Raw genomic sequence first — 17,612 nt, forward strand, 5'->3', positions numbered from 1 at the left:
CGACTGCCGCGAAACCAATGCGGGTCAACAAAACGAAGATACCCAAATTCGACCCCTTCAGTTCCCACTGCACTGAGATACAGCGTCGCGATCGCTAAGACAAGACAGAGGCGAGAGAGCATTTGAGCCTAGCGAATCTGTAAGCGCTCAAGTTGAAAGCCATTCGATTTGTCATCAAGAAATCCTGCTTCAATCTCGAAACGAAGCCCATATTCGACGGGTGGGGCAACCCAGATTTAGACTTTTCAAACATTCCCTAAAACGATTTTTTCTGAAACCTGCCGCTGGTAGGCTGTAGTCACCAGAAAGGGAACTTTAATGGGGATACACTCCCCGTACTCATCCAACCTATGCGCCTGATCTTGCTTGACCTGCCATTCTCGATGATCAAAGGATTGCTGACGGTTCTGGTTTTTTTGACTCCAGTTCTGGGCGTTTGGCTGGCATCGTCGCTTGTTGCTTATACAAATGGGCCGATCGAGCTAGCCGTCTTGTCAGGCATTCTGTTATTTCCCCTGCTCCCGATCGCCTGGGACTTGTGGGGCAGAAACCGCCGTCAACGCCATCCGCAGATTATCACCTGGGGCGATCGCATTATTTTGCGAACCCTATTGCTCAACCTCGTCTTTTTGGGCTGTCTACTTGCCCTACGCCCGCAAACAGCCTTTCTAGCGCTGTCCACTCGTGGCGACTGGATGCTTGACGGCAAACAAGGTACTCAAGTTGAATGGGTGCGGCGATCGCTCTTTCAGGCGGCTAATCGGTTGGAGTGGTTGTACCTTGCAGTTCATCAAAATCCTTATCAACAGTATGCAGACAGTCGCGAAGTTCGACCTGCTTCTGACCCCCAAATCTCTCCTCAACCCAGCCCCCTTCCTACCGCACCGTCTCAGCTTGAGCAGCCAAGTTCAAGTCCGTGGCCCTGGGCTAACACCCAGATTCATCCGGCGATCGCCACTCTCCCGGCCAGTGTGGAAACCAGCATTGCGTCGGTTGCTCAGTATATTGCTCAACAGGAGCGCGATCCATTTCTGCGGGTCAAGGCTTTGCATGACTATGTAGCCGACCGCATTGCGTATGACGCGCCTTCCTACTTTGCAGGGCGTTACCCACCTCAAGATGCTGAAACGGTGTTTACCCGACGGACAGCGGTTTGTGCGGGCTATGCCAAACTTTTAGAAGCGCTGGGAAACGCGATCGGGGAAGAAATCGTCTACGTCGTCGGTGATGCTCGGACTGAGACGAGCGATCTCAATGGTCAGTCCCATGCCTGGAATGCCGCAAAGGTGAAGGGCACCTGGTACTTAATCGATGCGACCTGGGATAGTGGTTCTGTAGATGCTTCCGGGTTCAAGAAGGGATACCGCGCAGACTTTCTGTTTCCACCGCCCACGGTCATATCAATTAGCCATTTTCCCCAAGAAGTCGCGTGGCAACTACTTGCAAAGCCGCTGTCGCGGGGTGAGTTTTTGCGCCAGCCCATGCTGCAACCACAGTTTTTTGCTCAAGGGCTGAAACTGATTTCGCCGACGCGATCGCAAACAGATGTGTCAGGTGATCCGGCGATCGAGCTTGAGAATCCGCAGCGACGATGGCTGATGGCAACCTACAGTGCCAAAGGCAGCAACCAATCTCAACGCTGTGTCGAGCAAACCAGTCAAGGTTCACAGCTTTCTTGTCCTTTGCCCAGTGCTGGAGCCTATGAAGTCGCACTGTTTAGTAGAAAGCAACAGTATGGTCAGTACGAGTATGTCGGGCAAATTGAGTTTAATAAAGGCTAGATCAATGGCTGAATTGAGTGATGCACGACAGTAGAAAATTGGGCATTGCTGAATGCAAATATGAATTGCCCTCCTCACGAAGTGGGGCACAGCCCTCGCCAACCCTTCTCCCCCTACCGTGTATACATAAGTCGATTGATCTGTACTTGCCGTAATCCTTCGCCCCCTAAATCCCCCATTCTGGGGGACTTTGAACGCTGATCAGGGTTCTAAATTCTGGAAGTCTTTTTTGCTTAAAGTCCCCCAGAATGGGGGATTTAGGGGGCTGAAGCCGACTAGAACGAAGTGAGTATAGACTTGTGTATACACGGTAGACCCTTCTCCCCAGGGAAAAGGGAGCCAGAGTTCTTGTTGCCTCGCCCTTTGGGAGAGAGTGAGGGTGAGGGCAAATCTAGCATTTCATATTGCAATTCAGCAATGCCGAAAATTGATCCTTTGCAACCAATGCGGATAAATCGTCGCCCATTCTGGAAAAGGTAATGCCAAGCGTGGAGAAGATGAAGTTGGATAGCTCAGTTGCACTAGCAATGGTTCGATTCCAGCTTTCTCGACTGGTCGAGCGGTTTGATGTAATCTGCTGATTGGTGTCCATTTACGTGGCACTGTGATCAAGCATCTCCCGGAAATATTGCTGGTACAACTGACAACTCACGATCGCTTCATTGCCCGATTGATGAATTAACCCCATGCTGGTCAACTTGTGAGCGAGAGTCGATTCAGTGTGAATCGGCTCAGTTGTACTTAAAAGTTTCTCAAAAGCATGAGCTAGGGCGGGCTGTTCCTGAAGTGTGACCCAGTGGCGCTGTAAATGATGTTGATAGATGCCTGTTGAAGTCGGCGCAACTTCGAGCAATCGATCGAGCGTAAATTCTCCTCGGCTCAGGTAGTAGAGTGCAACGTGGATCAGGGCAGGATGTCCGCCAACCAGGTTCATGAGTTGATGGGCTGCGTTGCTATTGTCCCAGTTGAGATGATAGCGTTGCGCGAGTTGTTGGACTTGCTCCAAACTGAAGCTCGGTAACTGGACAGCAAGCCCGACATTGAAGGGAGACTGATTTAGTTGGAGTGGTACATACACCTCGGTCGAATGAGCCATGATCAGCCGAAAATTTTGCCAGATGGGGAGCCGTTTAGCTTCTTCATACCAGGAGCGCAACAAAGGTAAGACATCCTGAGCAACGGTTGGATGTTCAAAAATACGGTTTACTTCGTCTAAGGCTAAGACTAGCGGCGCATTGAGTTTTTTCAATAGATGGTTGCGAAAGTAGAGCGTACAGCTTACTTTGCTGCCAACGTCATCATCCCAATACTCATCAAGTTTGGGTTCTAGCTGTAATTGTCTGGATACACTGACGCAGAGCCAGCGCAAAAACCGATTTAGATCATCGCAGATGGCATGATCGATTTGCCCCAAAGAAAGGTAAACCGTGTGATATTCCACCTGATCAAGCTGATGCAACGCCTGTAAGAGCAAAGAAGTTTTTCCCATGTCTCTAGGAGCTTTCACTCGTACCAATGCTCCGGGTTTTTGGAGTTCTTCAAAGACTTGGGTTTCGATCGGCGGACGGGCGATGTAGAAGGGGGAGTTGACCGCGATCGGGCCGCTAGGAAAGGAGGGCAACGATAGGGCAGCAGTGGCGGCGATCGAAAGCGTGTATGAGTTAGGCGAACTAGTTAGCGAATCAGTTTCTGAGGTAGACTGAGGCACAGACTGAGCAACAAACGATTCTAGAATGATGCGACAGTTTTTCTTGGTGAGACGCTGACCTGTCAGTTGAGAAAGTCGATGTAGCATTTCTGGTGCGACAACATTCGTCAAATACCTAGGACTGTAGCCGATTTCGTCAGCAATCTGGCTATAAGTCTGATACTGCCAGATTCCCTGTAAAAGCAGCGTTTCTGTCGAATTTAATGGTCGATTGTTGCAAGAAACTAGTTTGTGGTTGAGAGTCTCAAAAAGATTATCTAGCTTCATATCCAGTTTTATATCCAGCTTCATGGAGAATCGCCCCTCAGTGGATGAATTTGTCAGTCTTAAACCAGCAGTGACCACAACTTATTTCGCCTACACTCCGTAAGTCAATCACACTAAAAAGTGATTTATGAGTTTCTTCATGAGATTTTTTATGAGGTTGCTGGGTTTAATTATCAAGCATAAGCGATTAAATGGGAAAGGGGTTCCTAAAGGCGTGAAGAAGGGAGATAGCTGTGTAACATGAATCACTATCAAGTTGGGGGCAGCCTCCGTTGCGATGATCCTAGCTATGTGCAACGACAGGCAGATATCGACCTCTATCACGCCTTAAGTACAGGTCAGTTTTGCTACATCTTCAATGCGCGACAAATGGGCAAATCTAGCTTGATGGTGCGGGTCTTTCATCAACTTCAGAATCAGGGGGTTGCCTGTGCTGCGATCGACCTCTCTCGCATTGGGAGCCAGAACGTAACCCTGGAGCAGTGGTACAAGGGGTTGGCGGTTGAGCTTTGGCAGGCGTTTGATCTCGTGCAGTCTATCAATTTGAAAACCTGGTGGCAGGAGCGGCAGGATCTTTCTTCGGTGCAACGATTGGGACAATGGATTGAAACTGTACTCTTAGTTGAAGTTACGTCTGCAAATCATTCGCGTCCAAATTTAGTGATTTTTCTCGATGAGGTCGATAGTGTTTGTAGTTTAGAGTTTTCTATACAAGATTTCTTTGCCCTGATTCGTGCTTGCTATAACCGTCGCAGTCTCCAACCGGAGTATCAACGGCTCACATTCGCTTTTTTGGGGGTGGCAAGACCTTCAGATTTGATGACTGATTCTCAGCGAACGCCATTTAATATTGGTCAGGCGATCGCGCTTGATGGCTTTCAGTTATCCGAAGCTCAACCATTGGCGCAGGGCCTAACAGATGCGGTCAACGACCCTCAACTAGCACTTCAAGAAATTTTGACATGGGCGGGTGGACAGCCTTTTCTAACGCAAAAATTATGTCGGTTAGTCGTGGAATCGCGACCCCTTGCGGGTAACTCGAAGAGATCGACTTCAGAAATGGACGATTCAGAGATAGACGATCGCCAGCACATTGCTAAGGTTGTGCAGCAGTGTATTCTTCAATCCTGGGAATTTCAGGATGAGCCGGAACACTTGAGAACGATTCGCGATCGTGTGTTGAGCAATCCGGAGCGATCAACCCGACTACTCGGACTGTATCAGCAAGTGCTAGATTCAACAGTCCCTTTTGATGGCAGCGATGAGCAAATTGAGCTTTTGTTATCTGGGCTAGTGTCCAATCAGCGAGGGCAGCTTGTCGTCAAAAATCCCATCTATCGAGCCGTTTTTCATCCAGATTGGGTGAGCCAACAACTTGCCTATCTTCGCCCTTATGCGCCGCTTTGTGCTGCCTGGGTTGCCAGTGGAAAACAAGATACTGCCTGCCTATTACGGGGTCAAGCGTTGCAAGATGCACTCGCCTGGGCATTGGGAAAAAGTCTCGCGGATCAGGACTATCAGTTTTTGGGCGCAAGTCAGGAGCTTGCCAAATGGGAAGCCCAACTCGCATTAGAAGCTATTGAACAGGCAAATCACATTCTGGCAGAAGCCAGACAGAAAGCCAGTCAGGAGGTTCCTAAGCAGCGAATTCCCTTTCATTGGATTCCTAAAGTCGCGATCGCAGTTACAGCGCCCGTTTTGCTGGTGCGAGTCCTGGGATTTCTACAAGGCTGGGAGTTGGATCTGTTTGATCAGTTTTTGCGGTGGCGACCTGTAGAACGGCGCGATGAACGAATTGCCATTGTTACGATCGAGGAGTCTGATCTAAAGCAATTTGGCTATCCGATTCCCGATCGTGTTTTAGCTCAAGCCATTAATGCGATCAAAGCACAGAAACCACGAGCGATCGGCTTAGATAACTATCGAGATTTGCCTGTCGAGCCAGGACATTCAGATCTGGTGCAAGTCTTTCGATCTACGCCAAATCTATTTGGGATTGAGAAAGTTGTCGGGAGTCGAGTCGCAGCGCCTCCTATGTTGCGCCAATTGCGGCAGGTTGGTTTTTCTGATCAAGTTGAGGACAGTGATGGAACAGTGCGTCGAGCCTTGTTGTCGGTCTCGTCCGAAGATAACATTCAGTACAGTTTATCTACCCAACTCGCACTACACTATCTAAAATCTGACAAGATCACGCCTGAGCCATTAGATTCAGAAGGTCAACGCTTACGTCTGGGTAAAGTAATTTTCGAGCGACTAGAACGCAACGCTGGCGGCTATGTCAGTGCAGAAACCGGAGGATATCAAATTCTTCTAAACTATCGCGGGACACAAGCAAATTTTGCCACATTCTCTTTGCAACAAGTTCTGAAGCGTCAAGCCCCATCAGAAAGTTTGCGTGAGAGCGGAGACGCTCCACTTCGTGACTGCGTTGTTTTGATTGGAACTACCGCAGAAAGTGTCAAAGATGTCTTTCAAACGCCTTTTAGCGATCGCTGGTTTGGGGCCTCTCAGCCAATGCCTGGAGTTGTGTTACACGCCAACATTGTTAGCCAGCTTTTGAGTGCTGCTCTAGAGGGACGACCGCTGATTCGCCCCTGGTCTGAACCCCTGGAAGGCATATGGATTTTAGTCTGGACAGGAGTTGGAGCCTTGATTAGCTGGCGGTTCAAATCTCCAATTCGGTTGGTAATAGGGACAGTGTTAGCCAGTGGTGGACTTGTAGGAGGATGCTATGGGGCGTTTTTGTTGGGATGGTGGCTGCCTGTTGCGCCTGCGTTGTTGGGATTGTGGGGAAGTGCGATCGCGTTATGGCTTGTCACAAATAAACAACTGGATCACCTGCGATTTCGGCATACTCTGACATTACTTTTGCGAGCCAGACAAGACTATCCAACGGCTGGACGCATTGCGATCGAGTATTTGAAGCAATCGGAAACGAAGGAAAATCAGGCAGCGATCGACCAGCAATTAAAAGAGCATTAGTTGTTTTGGCGTTGCTGATTGAAGGGATGAATTTGTGGGAAGTGTCCATCTTTTCGCCCCCTAAATCCCCCAAAATTGGGGGACTTTGAACCTTGGGGTTCCCGCTGCTTTGGGGCAGTTCATCCCGTGATCCAGCAACGCCGTTGTTCTAAATATGAGGTTTTGTATGAGATTTATGGATTTTAGTCTCGTCAATTTTATTCTAGGATTGTTGATATGAAGAAAGTAGAGGCTGTAGTAGTTATCCAATTAAACTATCTCAAACTTTGACATGAGCTGAGGAGCGATCGATAAAAAATCCACCATCTTGAAAAACAACTTACTTATTAGGAGAAGGACAATGAATTTTCAAGCATTATTAACACTCATCGTGACATGGCTCTTACTAACAGGCATTGAATCTGCATCAGCGCGACCTGCAATTCAGAACATTGCTCAATCCTCAAGTCAGCTAGAACGCTCCAACGGTCTAAATGCTCCGATTTTCTTTAAGCCACCGCCACAAGAAGGAACACCGGGCACTACTAGAGGAGCAGGCTCACGGGACGATCGACGATGTTCCCAAGATAGTCCACTCTCTACACAAACGACTGAGAAGTTCTCCCTCACTGCTCTTGTTCCCAGTGATCACTATGGCTTGACCTGGTTAGCGCGCCCCACGTTTTGGGTGTATGTGCCACAGACCTCTGGTCGTCAAATTGTTCTCAGCATCAAACAGGGCAATCAGCATCATTCTCAACGCTTTGTCTCAATTACCGGACAACCAGGCGTGGTCGGCATCCAAGCGGCTGAGGATGCACCGCCTTTAGAAGTTGGGAAAACTTATCAGTGGGCGATCGTGCTTGTGTGTGGCGATCGACCTAGCCCCAATGACCCGGTTGTATCTGCCTGGGTTCGTCGAGAACAACCTACTGAACAACTCAGTTCACAGACTACTTTGCAACAAGCGGCACAATACGGCAAACAAGGGATTTGGTATGATGCCCTGACCACACTTGCAGAAGCTAAACGATCGCAACCCAACAATGCAGATTTGGACAAGACCTGGGCAAGTTTTCTGACACAGCCGACTGTCGGATTGGCAGCGATCGCCACAGAGCCGCTGCGGTAGTTCTCAACAAAAAGTCACTCCTGAAATAAGCTAGTTCTCAACTCTCGTAAAGCCACTCCTGTACCGCGTTCTGCTGCTACTTGCAAGCAATGAGCCACGATCGTCTTGATGTCCACATTGGGAAAAAACTGGCTCGTTTCTTGTAGGGTATATTCGCCATTTTCCAACCAATGGATCAGCAACCGATTCTTTTTGAACAGCCACACCTCTGGCACTCGGTAAGGCAGATAGTCAACCGCATCGGTGTAGGTTGTCACATCAATTTCAATCACTAAATCGGGGGATGGATCGGTTTGCCAGTCGAGGCGGTCTTTACCCACGGCTGCTTGCCAATTGTTGATGTAGAAGCAATAGTCTGGCTCAATGCCTCCTTCTTCAGGCACTTCCATTGTGATCGGAGTGAAGGCTTCATAGTTACGCTCCTGACTATCCAGAAGGGCTGTTATAGCGTTAGCCAGGATATTAGCTTCCCGTCCATGTCGGGGCATTGGACTCATCAGTAAGATCTCCCCGTCACGGTATTTAATTCGAGGAATGGAGCCATCGCCTCGGCTGTCTCTGAGGGCACAGTAGTCTTGCCAAGAACCGGGCATCCGTACAACGGTTCCGGGTGGAAGCCGAATTTTGTCTCGTGAAATGACTGCATACATAAGCTGCCCTCTTGCACACGAAATATCATATTTCTAGCATGGCACAATCTACGTCTGCGTAATCAGGGTTATTGATCGGATCACTCATTCCCTACAAATGGCAACAAACAAGTCAGTGGCAGAGAAGTTTGAGAGATTGCACCTGGACGATCGGCAACTAGAGTAATTCTTCCGTCCCGATCGCGAATCCATCCTTGTGCTTCCACGATCGTTGGCACCGATTGAGGAATTGAGGATTGAGATTGTTGCGTGGCGCGATCGTCTAACCAAACTCCGTTGCCCATCAATGGCTGTCGCGGATCTTCGGGTAATCCGCCGTTCCCAGTAATCGAAAACGAATTGCCTTCATCTGCTGGACAACCACTGGCAATCAATCCGCTCGTGTCTCGCAGTTCGGTCGGCAAGGTCACTAAGCCTCGACTCGGATCAACATCTGGGGTATTCAAGGCGATCGTCCCACTGATGCCAAATTGAGAACTCGCCGTAATGTCACTCAAAGATGTTTCTCTGAAACGAGGCTCAATCCCGAAGAGTCCTTGTGTCGTGATGCGAATGTTGCCGCCGCGACCCGTGAAGGCATTGGCTGAGATATTACTGTTTTCTCGCGGCACTGCCACAATGAAGTTACCGTTAAATGTGATGTTGCCGCCATTGCCGCCTGCTTGAGCCGTTCCAGCATTGGTCGAGATCAGACCCCCGTTCCGTAACAGCAATATATCTTGCACACCGAGATCAATGTTTCCGCCATCGGTACTGGCAGTTGCGGCAGAGATGAGTCCGCGATCGATCTTCACAGAATTGCTCTGAATGTCAATATTGCCAACGGATTCGGTTCTTTGAGGAGCTACAGTCGTTCTTCGATCTTCAACAGTGATACTTGCATTGTTTCTTACCGAGAGCGATTCTGCTTCAATGCGAATATTGCCGACGTTCCCGGTTGCAGTTGCGGTCGTTTGCTGACTAGAAACCTCTCCCCCGTCCTCAATCATGAGTTGCCTTGTTTTCAGCGTGATATCTCCAGCATTGCCGCTAGCCTCTGTTCTTGCGGTTAAGAGACTGGGAGACCGACCATCTTTTGAGGTTCTACTGATTTGTATCGAGTCCGTGGCTTTCACGGTTAAATTCCCGCCCGCTCCACTACTGCGAGTACCAGATGCTACTTCTGCCCCATCGCGGACGATTAGATTTCTCGTTTCAATGCTTAAATTCCCTGCATTGCCACGACTGTTAGTTCGAGTAAACAAGCCGCTGGGAAGCTGACCATCTGCCGACTCTCCAATGGCTTGCACCGAGTCCGTAGCTTTCACGGTTAAATTTCCGCCCGCTCCTTCACTGAAGGTAGCAGATCCTACTTGTGCCCCATCGCGAACGATTAGATTTCTCGTTTCAATGCTTAAACTTCCTGCATTGCCACGGCTGCCTCTATTAGCTTGAGCAAACAAGCCGCTGGAAAACCGATTATCTGCCGTCGTTCCGATGAGTTGTATCGAGTCCGTGGCTTTCACGGTTAAATTTCCGCCCGCTCCAGTACCGCGAGTACCCGATCCTACTTGTGCCCCATCGCGGACGATTAGATTTCCCGTTTCAATGCTTAAATTCCCTGCATTGCCACGACTGTTAGCTTGAGTAAACAAGCCGCTAGGAGACCGACCATCTGCTCTGATTCCAATAGCTTGCACCGAGTCCGTGGCTTTCACGGTTAAATTCCCGCCTGCTCCTTCACCAAAGGTTCCAGATGATACTTGTGCCCCATCGCGGACGATTAGATTTCTCGTTTCAATGCTTAAATCCCCTGCATTGCCACGACTGCCACTGTTAGCCTGAGCAAACAAGCCGCTGGAAAACTGGTTATCTGCCGTCGTTCCGATGAGTTGTATCGAGTCCGTGGCTTTCACCATCAAATTTCCACCTGCTCCTTCACCCAAGGTACGAGCTGATACTGTTGAGTTAGTCAGAAAAAGCGATCGTGCATCAATCACGATGTCACCACCATTCGCGATCCCGCTGTCAGCAACCGAATTCTCAATGACTGATCCTTGAAGCGTGACGTTTTCCGCTGCTTGAATGGTGATCTTGCCAGCTTGTGCTTGTGCAGATCCTAAACCTTCTCCGATTCCGGCTTGAAGACGACTGCCTGCGGTTAATTCTAGATTTCGAGCGGCGATCGCAATCTCACCCCCTCCACCCGCAGTCACATCGACCAAAGCAGCATTCGTCAGCAATACATCGGCTCGTGCAATGGAATCGGGAACACTCAAACTCCCATCGGGATTCAATCCCACGGTTCCTGCTGCTGAAATGCCGCCTAACGTTACTCGTCCTCCGGGTGCTAGTAGCTGTCCGCCGTCGATCGCGACATTGCCACCTGCTAGGGTTAAGGTTTGACCATTCGGAACTTGTAAAATAGCTCCTTGCGGTTCCTGCGGAGTTGCGCTTCGCGCTAATCGTACTTCCCCCACGCGACTGCCATACTGCAACCCGATCGGCACACCGATCGCCAGCAATGGCGGAGCTTGAGGAGACGTTGCACTAAACTCAAATCCATTCGCAAACGTGAAACTCTCTGCTGTACTCGCTAGAAATGATTCGCCAAGTTCTAATCGAGCATTTGCACCAAATAGAATTCCGTTTGGATTGATTAAAAATAGATTGGCAGTACCATTTGCACGAATTAATCCGTCAATATTAGAAACACTACTTCCAGTAACGCGAGTAATGATGTTTGTGATAGTCGGAGCATTGTTAAAAGAAGCGCTGCCACCTGTGGGAATTGAGAACTGTTGAAAGCTATGAAATAAGTTGTTTCCTCGGATTGCGCCGCCATCGATTTGAGTATCAAGATCGCCGGAGACTTGCGATCTCGAAGAGATATCTGTTACCACAGATCGCTCTCCCACAGGCAAGGTCTGATCGGGCACAACTTGAGCCACAGAGCGATTAGCGCAAAGCGCAACTCCGCAGGAACCGCTCCATCCAACTATGGTCATTAGCCCTAAGACCAGCATCCAAAACCGAACCATAGTGCATCCTCAATGATGTGCTTTAACGGGACTCTTTACGCTGGCTGGATAGCGCGGTTGCTTCGCAGTTGCGCTCTGTGCTAATCGCGAACTCATGTTCTACCTGTGGTGATTTAAGCAGATTCGATCGGGATTGGCAACGCGGACAATATTTACAACTCTAAATTATTTTTAATGAGTTTGAATATGAGGTTTTGTATGAGGTTTATAGATTTCAAAATTGCGACGGAAACGCCAAGATGATAAGCAGGCAAAAGCGTGAAAGCAAATCACAATAGCTTTCGTTCAACGCTACTGAAACCATAAACCTAACAGAAGAAACCCTATCATGACATAACCCAAACTCAGTGCATAAACTTAGTCGTCCTTAAAAACTCTATGCTCGAAAATAGAACGTTTAAGTCTTACTCTCGATTGTAAAGTAAACCCCTTGTATGAATATCGGGCGAATAAATTCGCGGCTATACAAACGAAGTTTACTTCTGCGAACTAGCCGAGAAAAACTGATCGATTAGCGTGCGAGTGAAAAATCTGCACTTTGTTTGATTTTGATAGCGCTTCACACTGACAAATTGAACATTACAAATCACCCAGGAGAAAGTATGACAACTCAAACACCCACAACCAGAGTTTTGGACTATGTTGCTCAACCCAACGGCTACACCTGTCAATCTGCCTGTGTTGCTAGAATTATCGGGACAGAGGACGTTATGGGAGTTCGGGTAGCACTCGAAGCGATCGGCAACCCAGGTTCGCCCAGCACAATGGGACAATATCTTCAATCCAAGATTCGTGAGTATCATTTCAACGACAACGCTAGCATTCTCGATATGCGAGAGGCGCTGAGTCAAGGGTATCAGTTGATCACTCATGGCTGGTTTACTCCTGAGTCCGGGCATGTCATCGGTCTTGAAGGTGTTGAACCCGATCCAACAAAACTCAGCTACAAATTTATCACTGACGATCCTTGGTATGAATTTGATTTTCCGTCGGGTACATTCACACAAAATAGCGGCAAGAACGTTCGATATTCATCTTATGGAATCTATGCCTACTGTGTTGCAAGTGACAGCTATGAGGCTGCAAGGAAGATTTATGCAAGGGGAGAGCTTGATTCTGCGAGAAAGGGAGCATGGCTGCACCTGTGTAAGAACTAGCGATTTGGTGGAAAGATACGAGTCAAGCCGGATCTGCCAGCATTGATGAACATGAGGGCAACGCTTACTTTGTCTGTCGCTATGTCAGTCCTGGAAACATTTTTGGACAATTACAGCGTTTGCTCGAAGGCAATCAGCGATTCGTTGACGAAGCGTGCCAAAAACCGCAGCGATCGCAATCGCGTCTCCAAGACGTTGCTCGTGTGAAAGATAAAACGGGTGACTTAACAGAAAATGCGGTGATTGCAAACATCCAATACCAGGCACAGAAACTTGCAGAAAGTTCAACAATTTTGGCTGACTTGATCCGGGCAGGCAAGCTTAAAATTGTGGGCGGTCAGTATGATTTGCGAACTGGAAAGTTCACGATCGTGACTTAACGAAAGATTGCTCGATCAACAGCAGCGACAGGGGGTTTGGTGCAATTGACTTCAGCGCTTGCCACGCAGCGAAAAACACTGTCGGTCAGCTAGCCATTGTTCTATATCCTCAGTGGCAGCACCCTCGATCGACACTCCGGCAGCATTCACAAAAGCGGCATTGCTGAATCACGGGATGAATTGCCCTAATGTGAAGGGGAACTAAATGTTCAAAGTCCCCCAATTTTGGGGGATTTAGGGGGCGAAAAAGTTGACACTTTCCACAGATTCATCCCTTCAATCAGCAACGCCACAAAAGCAAGTGCAACAGCAGCAATTCCGCCGCTCTCCTCAGACTTATCTTGCCCAACTAGAGCAGAAATTACTTCGGCTAGCTTTGACACTCCAGGCTGAGTTAGCTAAAGCTCACCGAAGAGGTAACAATGTTTCAGAAGCAAACTCCTTCCATCAAAATTGGCATGATGCTGTTTCCAAATTGCAGCGAGTTAGAGTTTATGGCTCCCTACGGAATCTTTTCGTATATGCCAAATACTCAGATTTACCGAATCGCCCCAACGCTTGAGCCAATCTACTCTGACACCGGGTTTCCGCTAATTCCAAATACATCCTTTGAAAAAGTGCCTGAGTTAGATGTGTTGTTTGTTCCAGGCGGTTTGGGTGTGACTGCCAAACTAGAAGATGCAGAATTTCTCCAATTTTTGCAGCGACAGGGCGAACGCACTCGTTACGTCACTTCAATTTGTAGTGGAGCGCTGCTACTCGCGGCAGCTACCTTACTGCGGGGGCATCGTGCTACTACTGACTGGTCTTCCCTAGCGCTGCTAGCAATGTTTGGTGCGGAGCCTGTTGCAGACCGAATCGTGGTGGATTGTAATCGCATTACCGCAAGCAGTCTGACAGATGGACTTGCCTTGGGAAGCGCGATCGCACAAGAACTATTGGGAGATGCGATCGCACAAGAAACTCAGTTGCGACTCGGCTATAATCCAACCTTGTTCACTGATGGCTTTCCAGAATCACTGCCTTCGGAGACCTTTGCTAGAGTTCGGGCTGAACAGCAGATGCTATCGAGGGCGCGATTACAGATTGTTCGGCGCATCACTTCTACCGTGTAAGAACCAGAGGCAAAATGCAAGGTATTCCATTCAACCTAGCTTCGGTTAAGAAGCCAGTACCGCCTGATCACATAGAACCAAACTTCTATATCGATTTGAATTGCTGTACTTTACAGGATGCAGTGCAACAGTGAACGATCGACACTCAAGCAGATACGCCTTTCATTGTCTGGCTGCTTGAACGTTCTCGTAACAAATCAGCAGGTTTTAGAGACTTTATGTGATTTACATCTATTGTTAGAGTGGAGATCAGCTTTGAATACTCCCTGCAAACAGGGAAGCCTCGCAAATTTAGCAAGTAGACACCATAACTAAGAAGACACCAAAACTATTGAGGGAGAAAGTCATGATTGAAACAGTTGCATCTTCGGATTTTGAAACAGTAGAAACTCTTCGGAATTTGAAAATTGAGGTCGTAGCAAGCGGTCTGGATGGCCCACGGAAGTTGAGCTTTGGCTCAGATGGGGCGCTTTACATTGCCGAAGCAGGTCGGGGAGGGACGGGTGCAAGTATTCCATCCCCTAGTATACCGGGCGCGGTGCTATCCTATGGCGCGACAGGCGCGATTATTCGCATTCAAGATGGGGTTGTTGAACGAGTCGTAACCGGATTGCCATCGCTGGCATTACCCGATGGTGGAGATGCAACAGGGGTAAACGATGTTGCCTTTGATGCTGCTGGAAATGCCTATGCGCTCCTTGGTTTTGCCAGCAATCCTGCCAATCGAGATAGTATCGTGCAAGTGCCTGATTTTGCTCAGTTGATCGCGATCGACAATTTCGATGGCGGTTCGTCCTGGACTCGGTTAATCGATTTTGGCGCATATGAACTCAACAACAATCCTGACGGGCAAGACATCAACACAAACCCCTATGATTTGCTGATTCAGGATAATACGGTCTATGTGATTGACGCAGGCGGAAATAACCTACTGAGTCAACGGGCCTTTAGCAATCAATTAGAACTAGAAACGGTCTTTCCAAGCCGAAGCGCGATCGATCCATTCACAGGTCAAACCGTGGTGCAGCAATCTGTTCCGACTGCGATTACGGTTGGTTCCGATGGCGCTTTTTATGTGGGTGAACTCACCGGATACCCGTTGCAAGCAGGAGCCGCACAAGTTTACCGACTCAATGCAGCAGGGCAGCCAGAAATCTACGCAAGTGGATTCACCAACATTGTTGATCTGGCTTTTGATCAAGCAGGTGGCTTGTATGTGTTGGAGTACGATGCAGATGGTCTTTTGACAGGCAGTGATGCAGGTGCTTTAGTTTATCTCTCTCCGGATGGCAAAACGCGCACCACAGTCACCGACGCGCTTTTGAATCCAACGGGCTTAGAAATTGGCTCTGACGGTGACATTTACATCTCAAACAAAGGCTTTGTCGCGGGACAGGGCGAGGTGCTACGGTTGAGTCAAGCGGAACCGTTTAACCCTTGTCCAATCTATGACCAGGTAAAACGCTACACCACGACCATTGCAGCCGATGGGGATCAAGCAGATGTCTATTATCCAATCCTACCGAACGCGACTGCGGATCAACTACCGATCGCGCTCATGCTCCAGGGTGCTTTGATCGATAAAGCAGACTACTCTAACTATGCCCAAGAAGTCGCAAGCTATGGATTTGTGGTAGTGGTTCCGAACAATGAGCGAAGCATTACCGCACCCAATGGACAAACGGTGACAGGGCTGTTAGCAGATCAACAACAAGTGAATGATGTCCTGGCTCAGATGAAATTAGAAGATACAGATGCTCACTCACCGATTTTTGAAATTGCAGACACCAGCAAACTCGGACTGCTAGGACACTCCTTTGGAGGATTTGCGGGACTTGCGGCCATTCAAAATATTAATAGTCCACTGGTCTCTTCCGGTAACTATACTCGACCACCTGAACTCAAAGCGGGTATCTTTTATGGCACCAATTTTCAGACTGCGGAAAATAGCGGTGTGTTTCCACCCATTGATAATCAAGGAATTCCAGTCGGGCTGATTGCAGGAACACTGGATGGTGTGTCTGATTTGGGTGAAACTGCTTCTACTTATGTCAAAATTCAAGACCCGTCAAAAGCATTGATTACTGTTGAAGGCGCGAATCACTACAGCATTACCAATCAAGATAGCGATCGCGATCCCAGTCGTCCCACGCTCGATCAAGCGACAGCAAACGGAGCGATCGGACGGTGGAGCGGATTGTTTTTGCGATCGCAACTCCTCGGCGATCAAGGTGCGTTTAACTATGTCTACAAAACAGGAGGCGACCTCGATCCAACCGTGAATGTCACCTCCAGACTCCCAAAATCTTGAATTGATATGGGGAACTAACGGATAAACTTCTGATGCCATTGCTGAGCAACTTGATCCCAGCCCAATGAAGCTTTAAGCGCGAATGCATTCTGCCTTAAAGCTTCTTGTTTCTCAGGATTTTTTAGCAGGTCTATGACAGCTTCAATGAACTTACGATCGGTTTCCTCATCGCCAGCACATCCTTTAATTTTGATTCCAGATTGTACTGTTTCATCTAGAGCAGCAAGATCGGTCACAATAGGGACACAACCACAAGCTTGGGCTTTGATAGCGCTGATACAAAAAACTTCTGGTGTGTGGCAAGGGTAAACATAGATTCCAGATTTTAACAATTCCTCGATTAGCTGCTGATGTCCAACTCTGCCATGTTCATAAACATTTTTCTGTTGCATCAGAGGCAAGAGTTCTTGTTTCTGTGTTTTTAATTTCGGAACCTTCTCAGCCATTGGAGATTTCGCTAAAGCGTCAATTAATTGCCATCCATAGAAAAGGTGCAGTTCGGCATCAGGTACTTCTTGAAGAACATTTTTCCATCGTCTTAACAAATGTTCTATACCCCGCATATAGTCACTGATATAAATGAGTCTTTTCGGGTTTCTGTCAATCGAATTAATGTTAAAGTCCTGAATGTTAATTCCATTTTTGGTTAAAAACATTTTTTCTCTAGGAATCCATTCAGGGAACATGGATGCATGAGCATTTGACAACACAAAAAGTTTATCAAAGCTTGCTAAAAAAGCTAAACGTTGAGCCTCTTCTACTGGGGGAAATAATTGAGGATTATCATGCATCCATACAGCAGTTTTTCTAGCTTTAACGTTCATTTGCATCGGCTGTGTCCAAGCGCGATGGAAGATTAAAACATTAAAGTTATCTTGAGGATTGAATCTATCAACAGACTGATAAACGACACTCGCATATTCCCCTTCCATATCATTGCATCGATTAAAAACAGTCACCTCGTATCCCAACTTAGCTAATTCTTGGCTTAAGTAGATTACAGCTTCTTCACTGCCTGCAATTCCTCTATTTACGGATAGAGGAGACCAGTCTTCTATATGAAATGGAAAATTGGAGTAAATGACGATCGAATTGTTATTCCAGTTTTTTGTCATTTTGACGTAACTGCT

General features: G+C 48.0%; 11 protein-coding genes. 7 read left to right on the forward strand and 4 right to left on the reverse strand.

The window, feature by feature from the left end:
• The first annotated feature begins 350 nt into the window (after window positions 1–350).
• Window positions 351–1,781 carry a transglutaminase domain-containing protein gene (locus ACKFKH_RS08835; protein WP_446857897.1) on the forward strand — a complete coding sequence of 477 codons (1,431 nt, stop codon included), beginning with the start codon at window positions 351–353 and terminating at the stop codon, window positions 1,779–1,781.
• 592 nt (window positions 1,782–2,373) lie between these two features.
• Here the strand turns inward: ACKFKH_RS08835 and ACKFKH_RS08840 are convergent.
• Window positions 2,374–3,780, reverse strand: coding sequence for an AAA-like domain-containing protein (locus ACKFKH_RS08840; protein WP_446857898.1), 1,407 nt, complete (start codon window positions 3,778–3,780; stop codon window positions 2,374–2,376).
• Window positions 3,781–3,996: 216 nt separating this feature from the next.
• On the opposite strand from ACKFKH_RS08840, the gene ACKFKH_RS08845 reads away from it, so the two are divergent.
• Window positions 3,997–6,738 (forward strand): CHASE2 domain-containing protein, encoded by a 2,742-nt coding sequence (locus ACKFKH_RS08845; RefSeq protein WP_446857899.1) that lies wholly within the window; start codon window positions 3,997–3,999, stop codon window positions 6,736–6,738.
• Window positions 6,739–7,078: 340 nt separating this feature from the next.
• A complete protein-coding gene (locus tag ACKFKH_RS08850; RefSeq protein ID WP_446857900.1) occupies window positions 7,079–7,849 on the forward strand; it encodes a DUF928 domain-containing protein in 771 nt (256 codons plus the stop codon).
• 14 nt (window positions 7,850–7,863) lie between these two features.
• Here ACKFKH_RS08850 and ACKFKH_RS08855 read toward each other — a convergent pair whose 3' ends face one another.
• Together ACKFKH_RS08855 and ACKFKH_RS08860 are read right to left on the reverse strand one after the other, a co-directional pair.
• Window positions 7,864–8,499: a Uma2 family endonuclease gene (locus ACKFKH_RS08855; protein ID WP_446857901.1), complete on the reverse strand. Its 636-nt coding sequence runs from the start codon at window positions 8,497–8,499 to the stop codon at window positions 7,864–7,866.
• Between the two features lie 80 nt (window positions 8,500–8,579).
• Window positions 8,580–11,519 (reverse strand): two-partner secretion domain-containing protein, encoded by a 2,940-nt coding sequence (locus ACKFKH_RS08860; protein ID WP_446857902.1) that lies wholly within the window; start codon window positions 11,517–11,519, stop codon window positions 8,580–8,582.
• 602 nt (window positions 11,520–12,121) lie between these two features.
• Here ACKFKH_RS08860 and ACKFKH_RS08865 point away from each other — a divergent pair.
• The 4 genes from ACKFKH_RS08865 (at window position 12,122) to ACKFKH_RS08880 (ending at window position 16,482) form a co-directional block, all read left to right on the forward strand.
• A complete protein-coding gene (locus tag ACKFKH_RS08865; RefSeq protein ID WP_446857903.1) occupies window positions 12,122–12,676 on the forward strand; it encodes a hypothetical protein in 555 nt (184 codons plus the stop codon).
• A 119-nt stretch (window positions 12,677–12,795) separates the two neighbouring features.
• Complete coding sequence (locus tag ACKFKH_RS08870; RefSeq protein WP_446857904.1) at window positions 12,796–13,056, forward strand: carbonic anhydrase; 261 nt, start codon at window positions 12,796–12,798, stop codon at window positions 13,054–13,056.
• A 422-nt stretch (window positions 13,057–13,478) separates the two neighbouring features.
• Complete coding sequence (locus tag ACKFKH_RS08875) at window positions 13,479–14,171, forward strand: DJ-1/PfpI family protein (protein ID WP_446857905.1); 693 nt, start codon at window positions 13,479–13,481, stop codon at window positions 14,169–14,171.
• Window positions 14,172–14,517: 346 nt separating this feature from the next.
• Complete coding sequence (locus ACKFKH_RS08880) at window positions 14,518–16,482, forward strand: ScyD/ScyE family protein (protein WP_446857906.1); 1,965 nt, start codon at window positions 14,518–14,520, stop codon at window positions 16,480–16,482.
• A gap of 14 nt (window positions 16,483–16,496) precedes the next feature.
• On the opposite strand, the gene ACKFKH_RS08885 is transcribed toward ACKFKH_RS08880, so the two are convergent.
• On the reverse strand, window positions 16,497–17,597 hold the full coding sequence (locus ACKFKH_RS08885; RefSeq protein WP_446857907.1) for a glycosyltransferase family 4 protein: 1,101 nt from the start codon (window positions 17,595–17,597) through the stop codon (window positions 16,497–16,499).
• Window positions 17,598–17,612 lie beyond the last annotated feature (15 nt).

The organism is Phormidesmis sp. 146-20 (assembly GCF_052939475.1).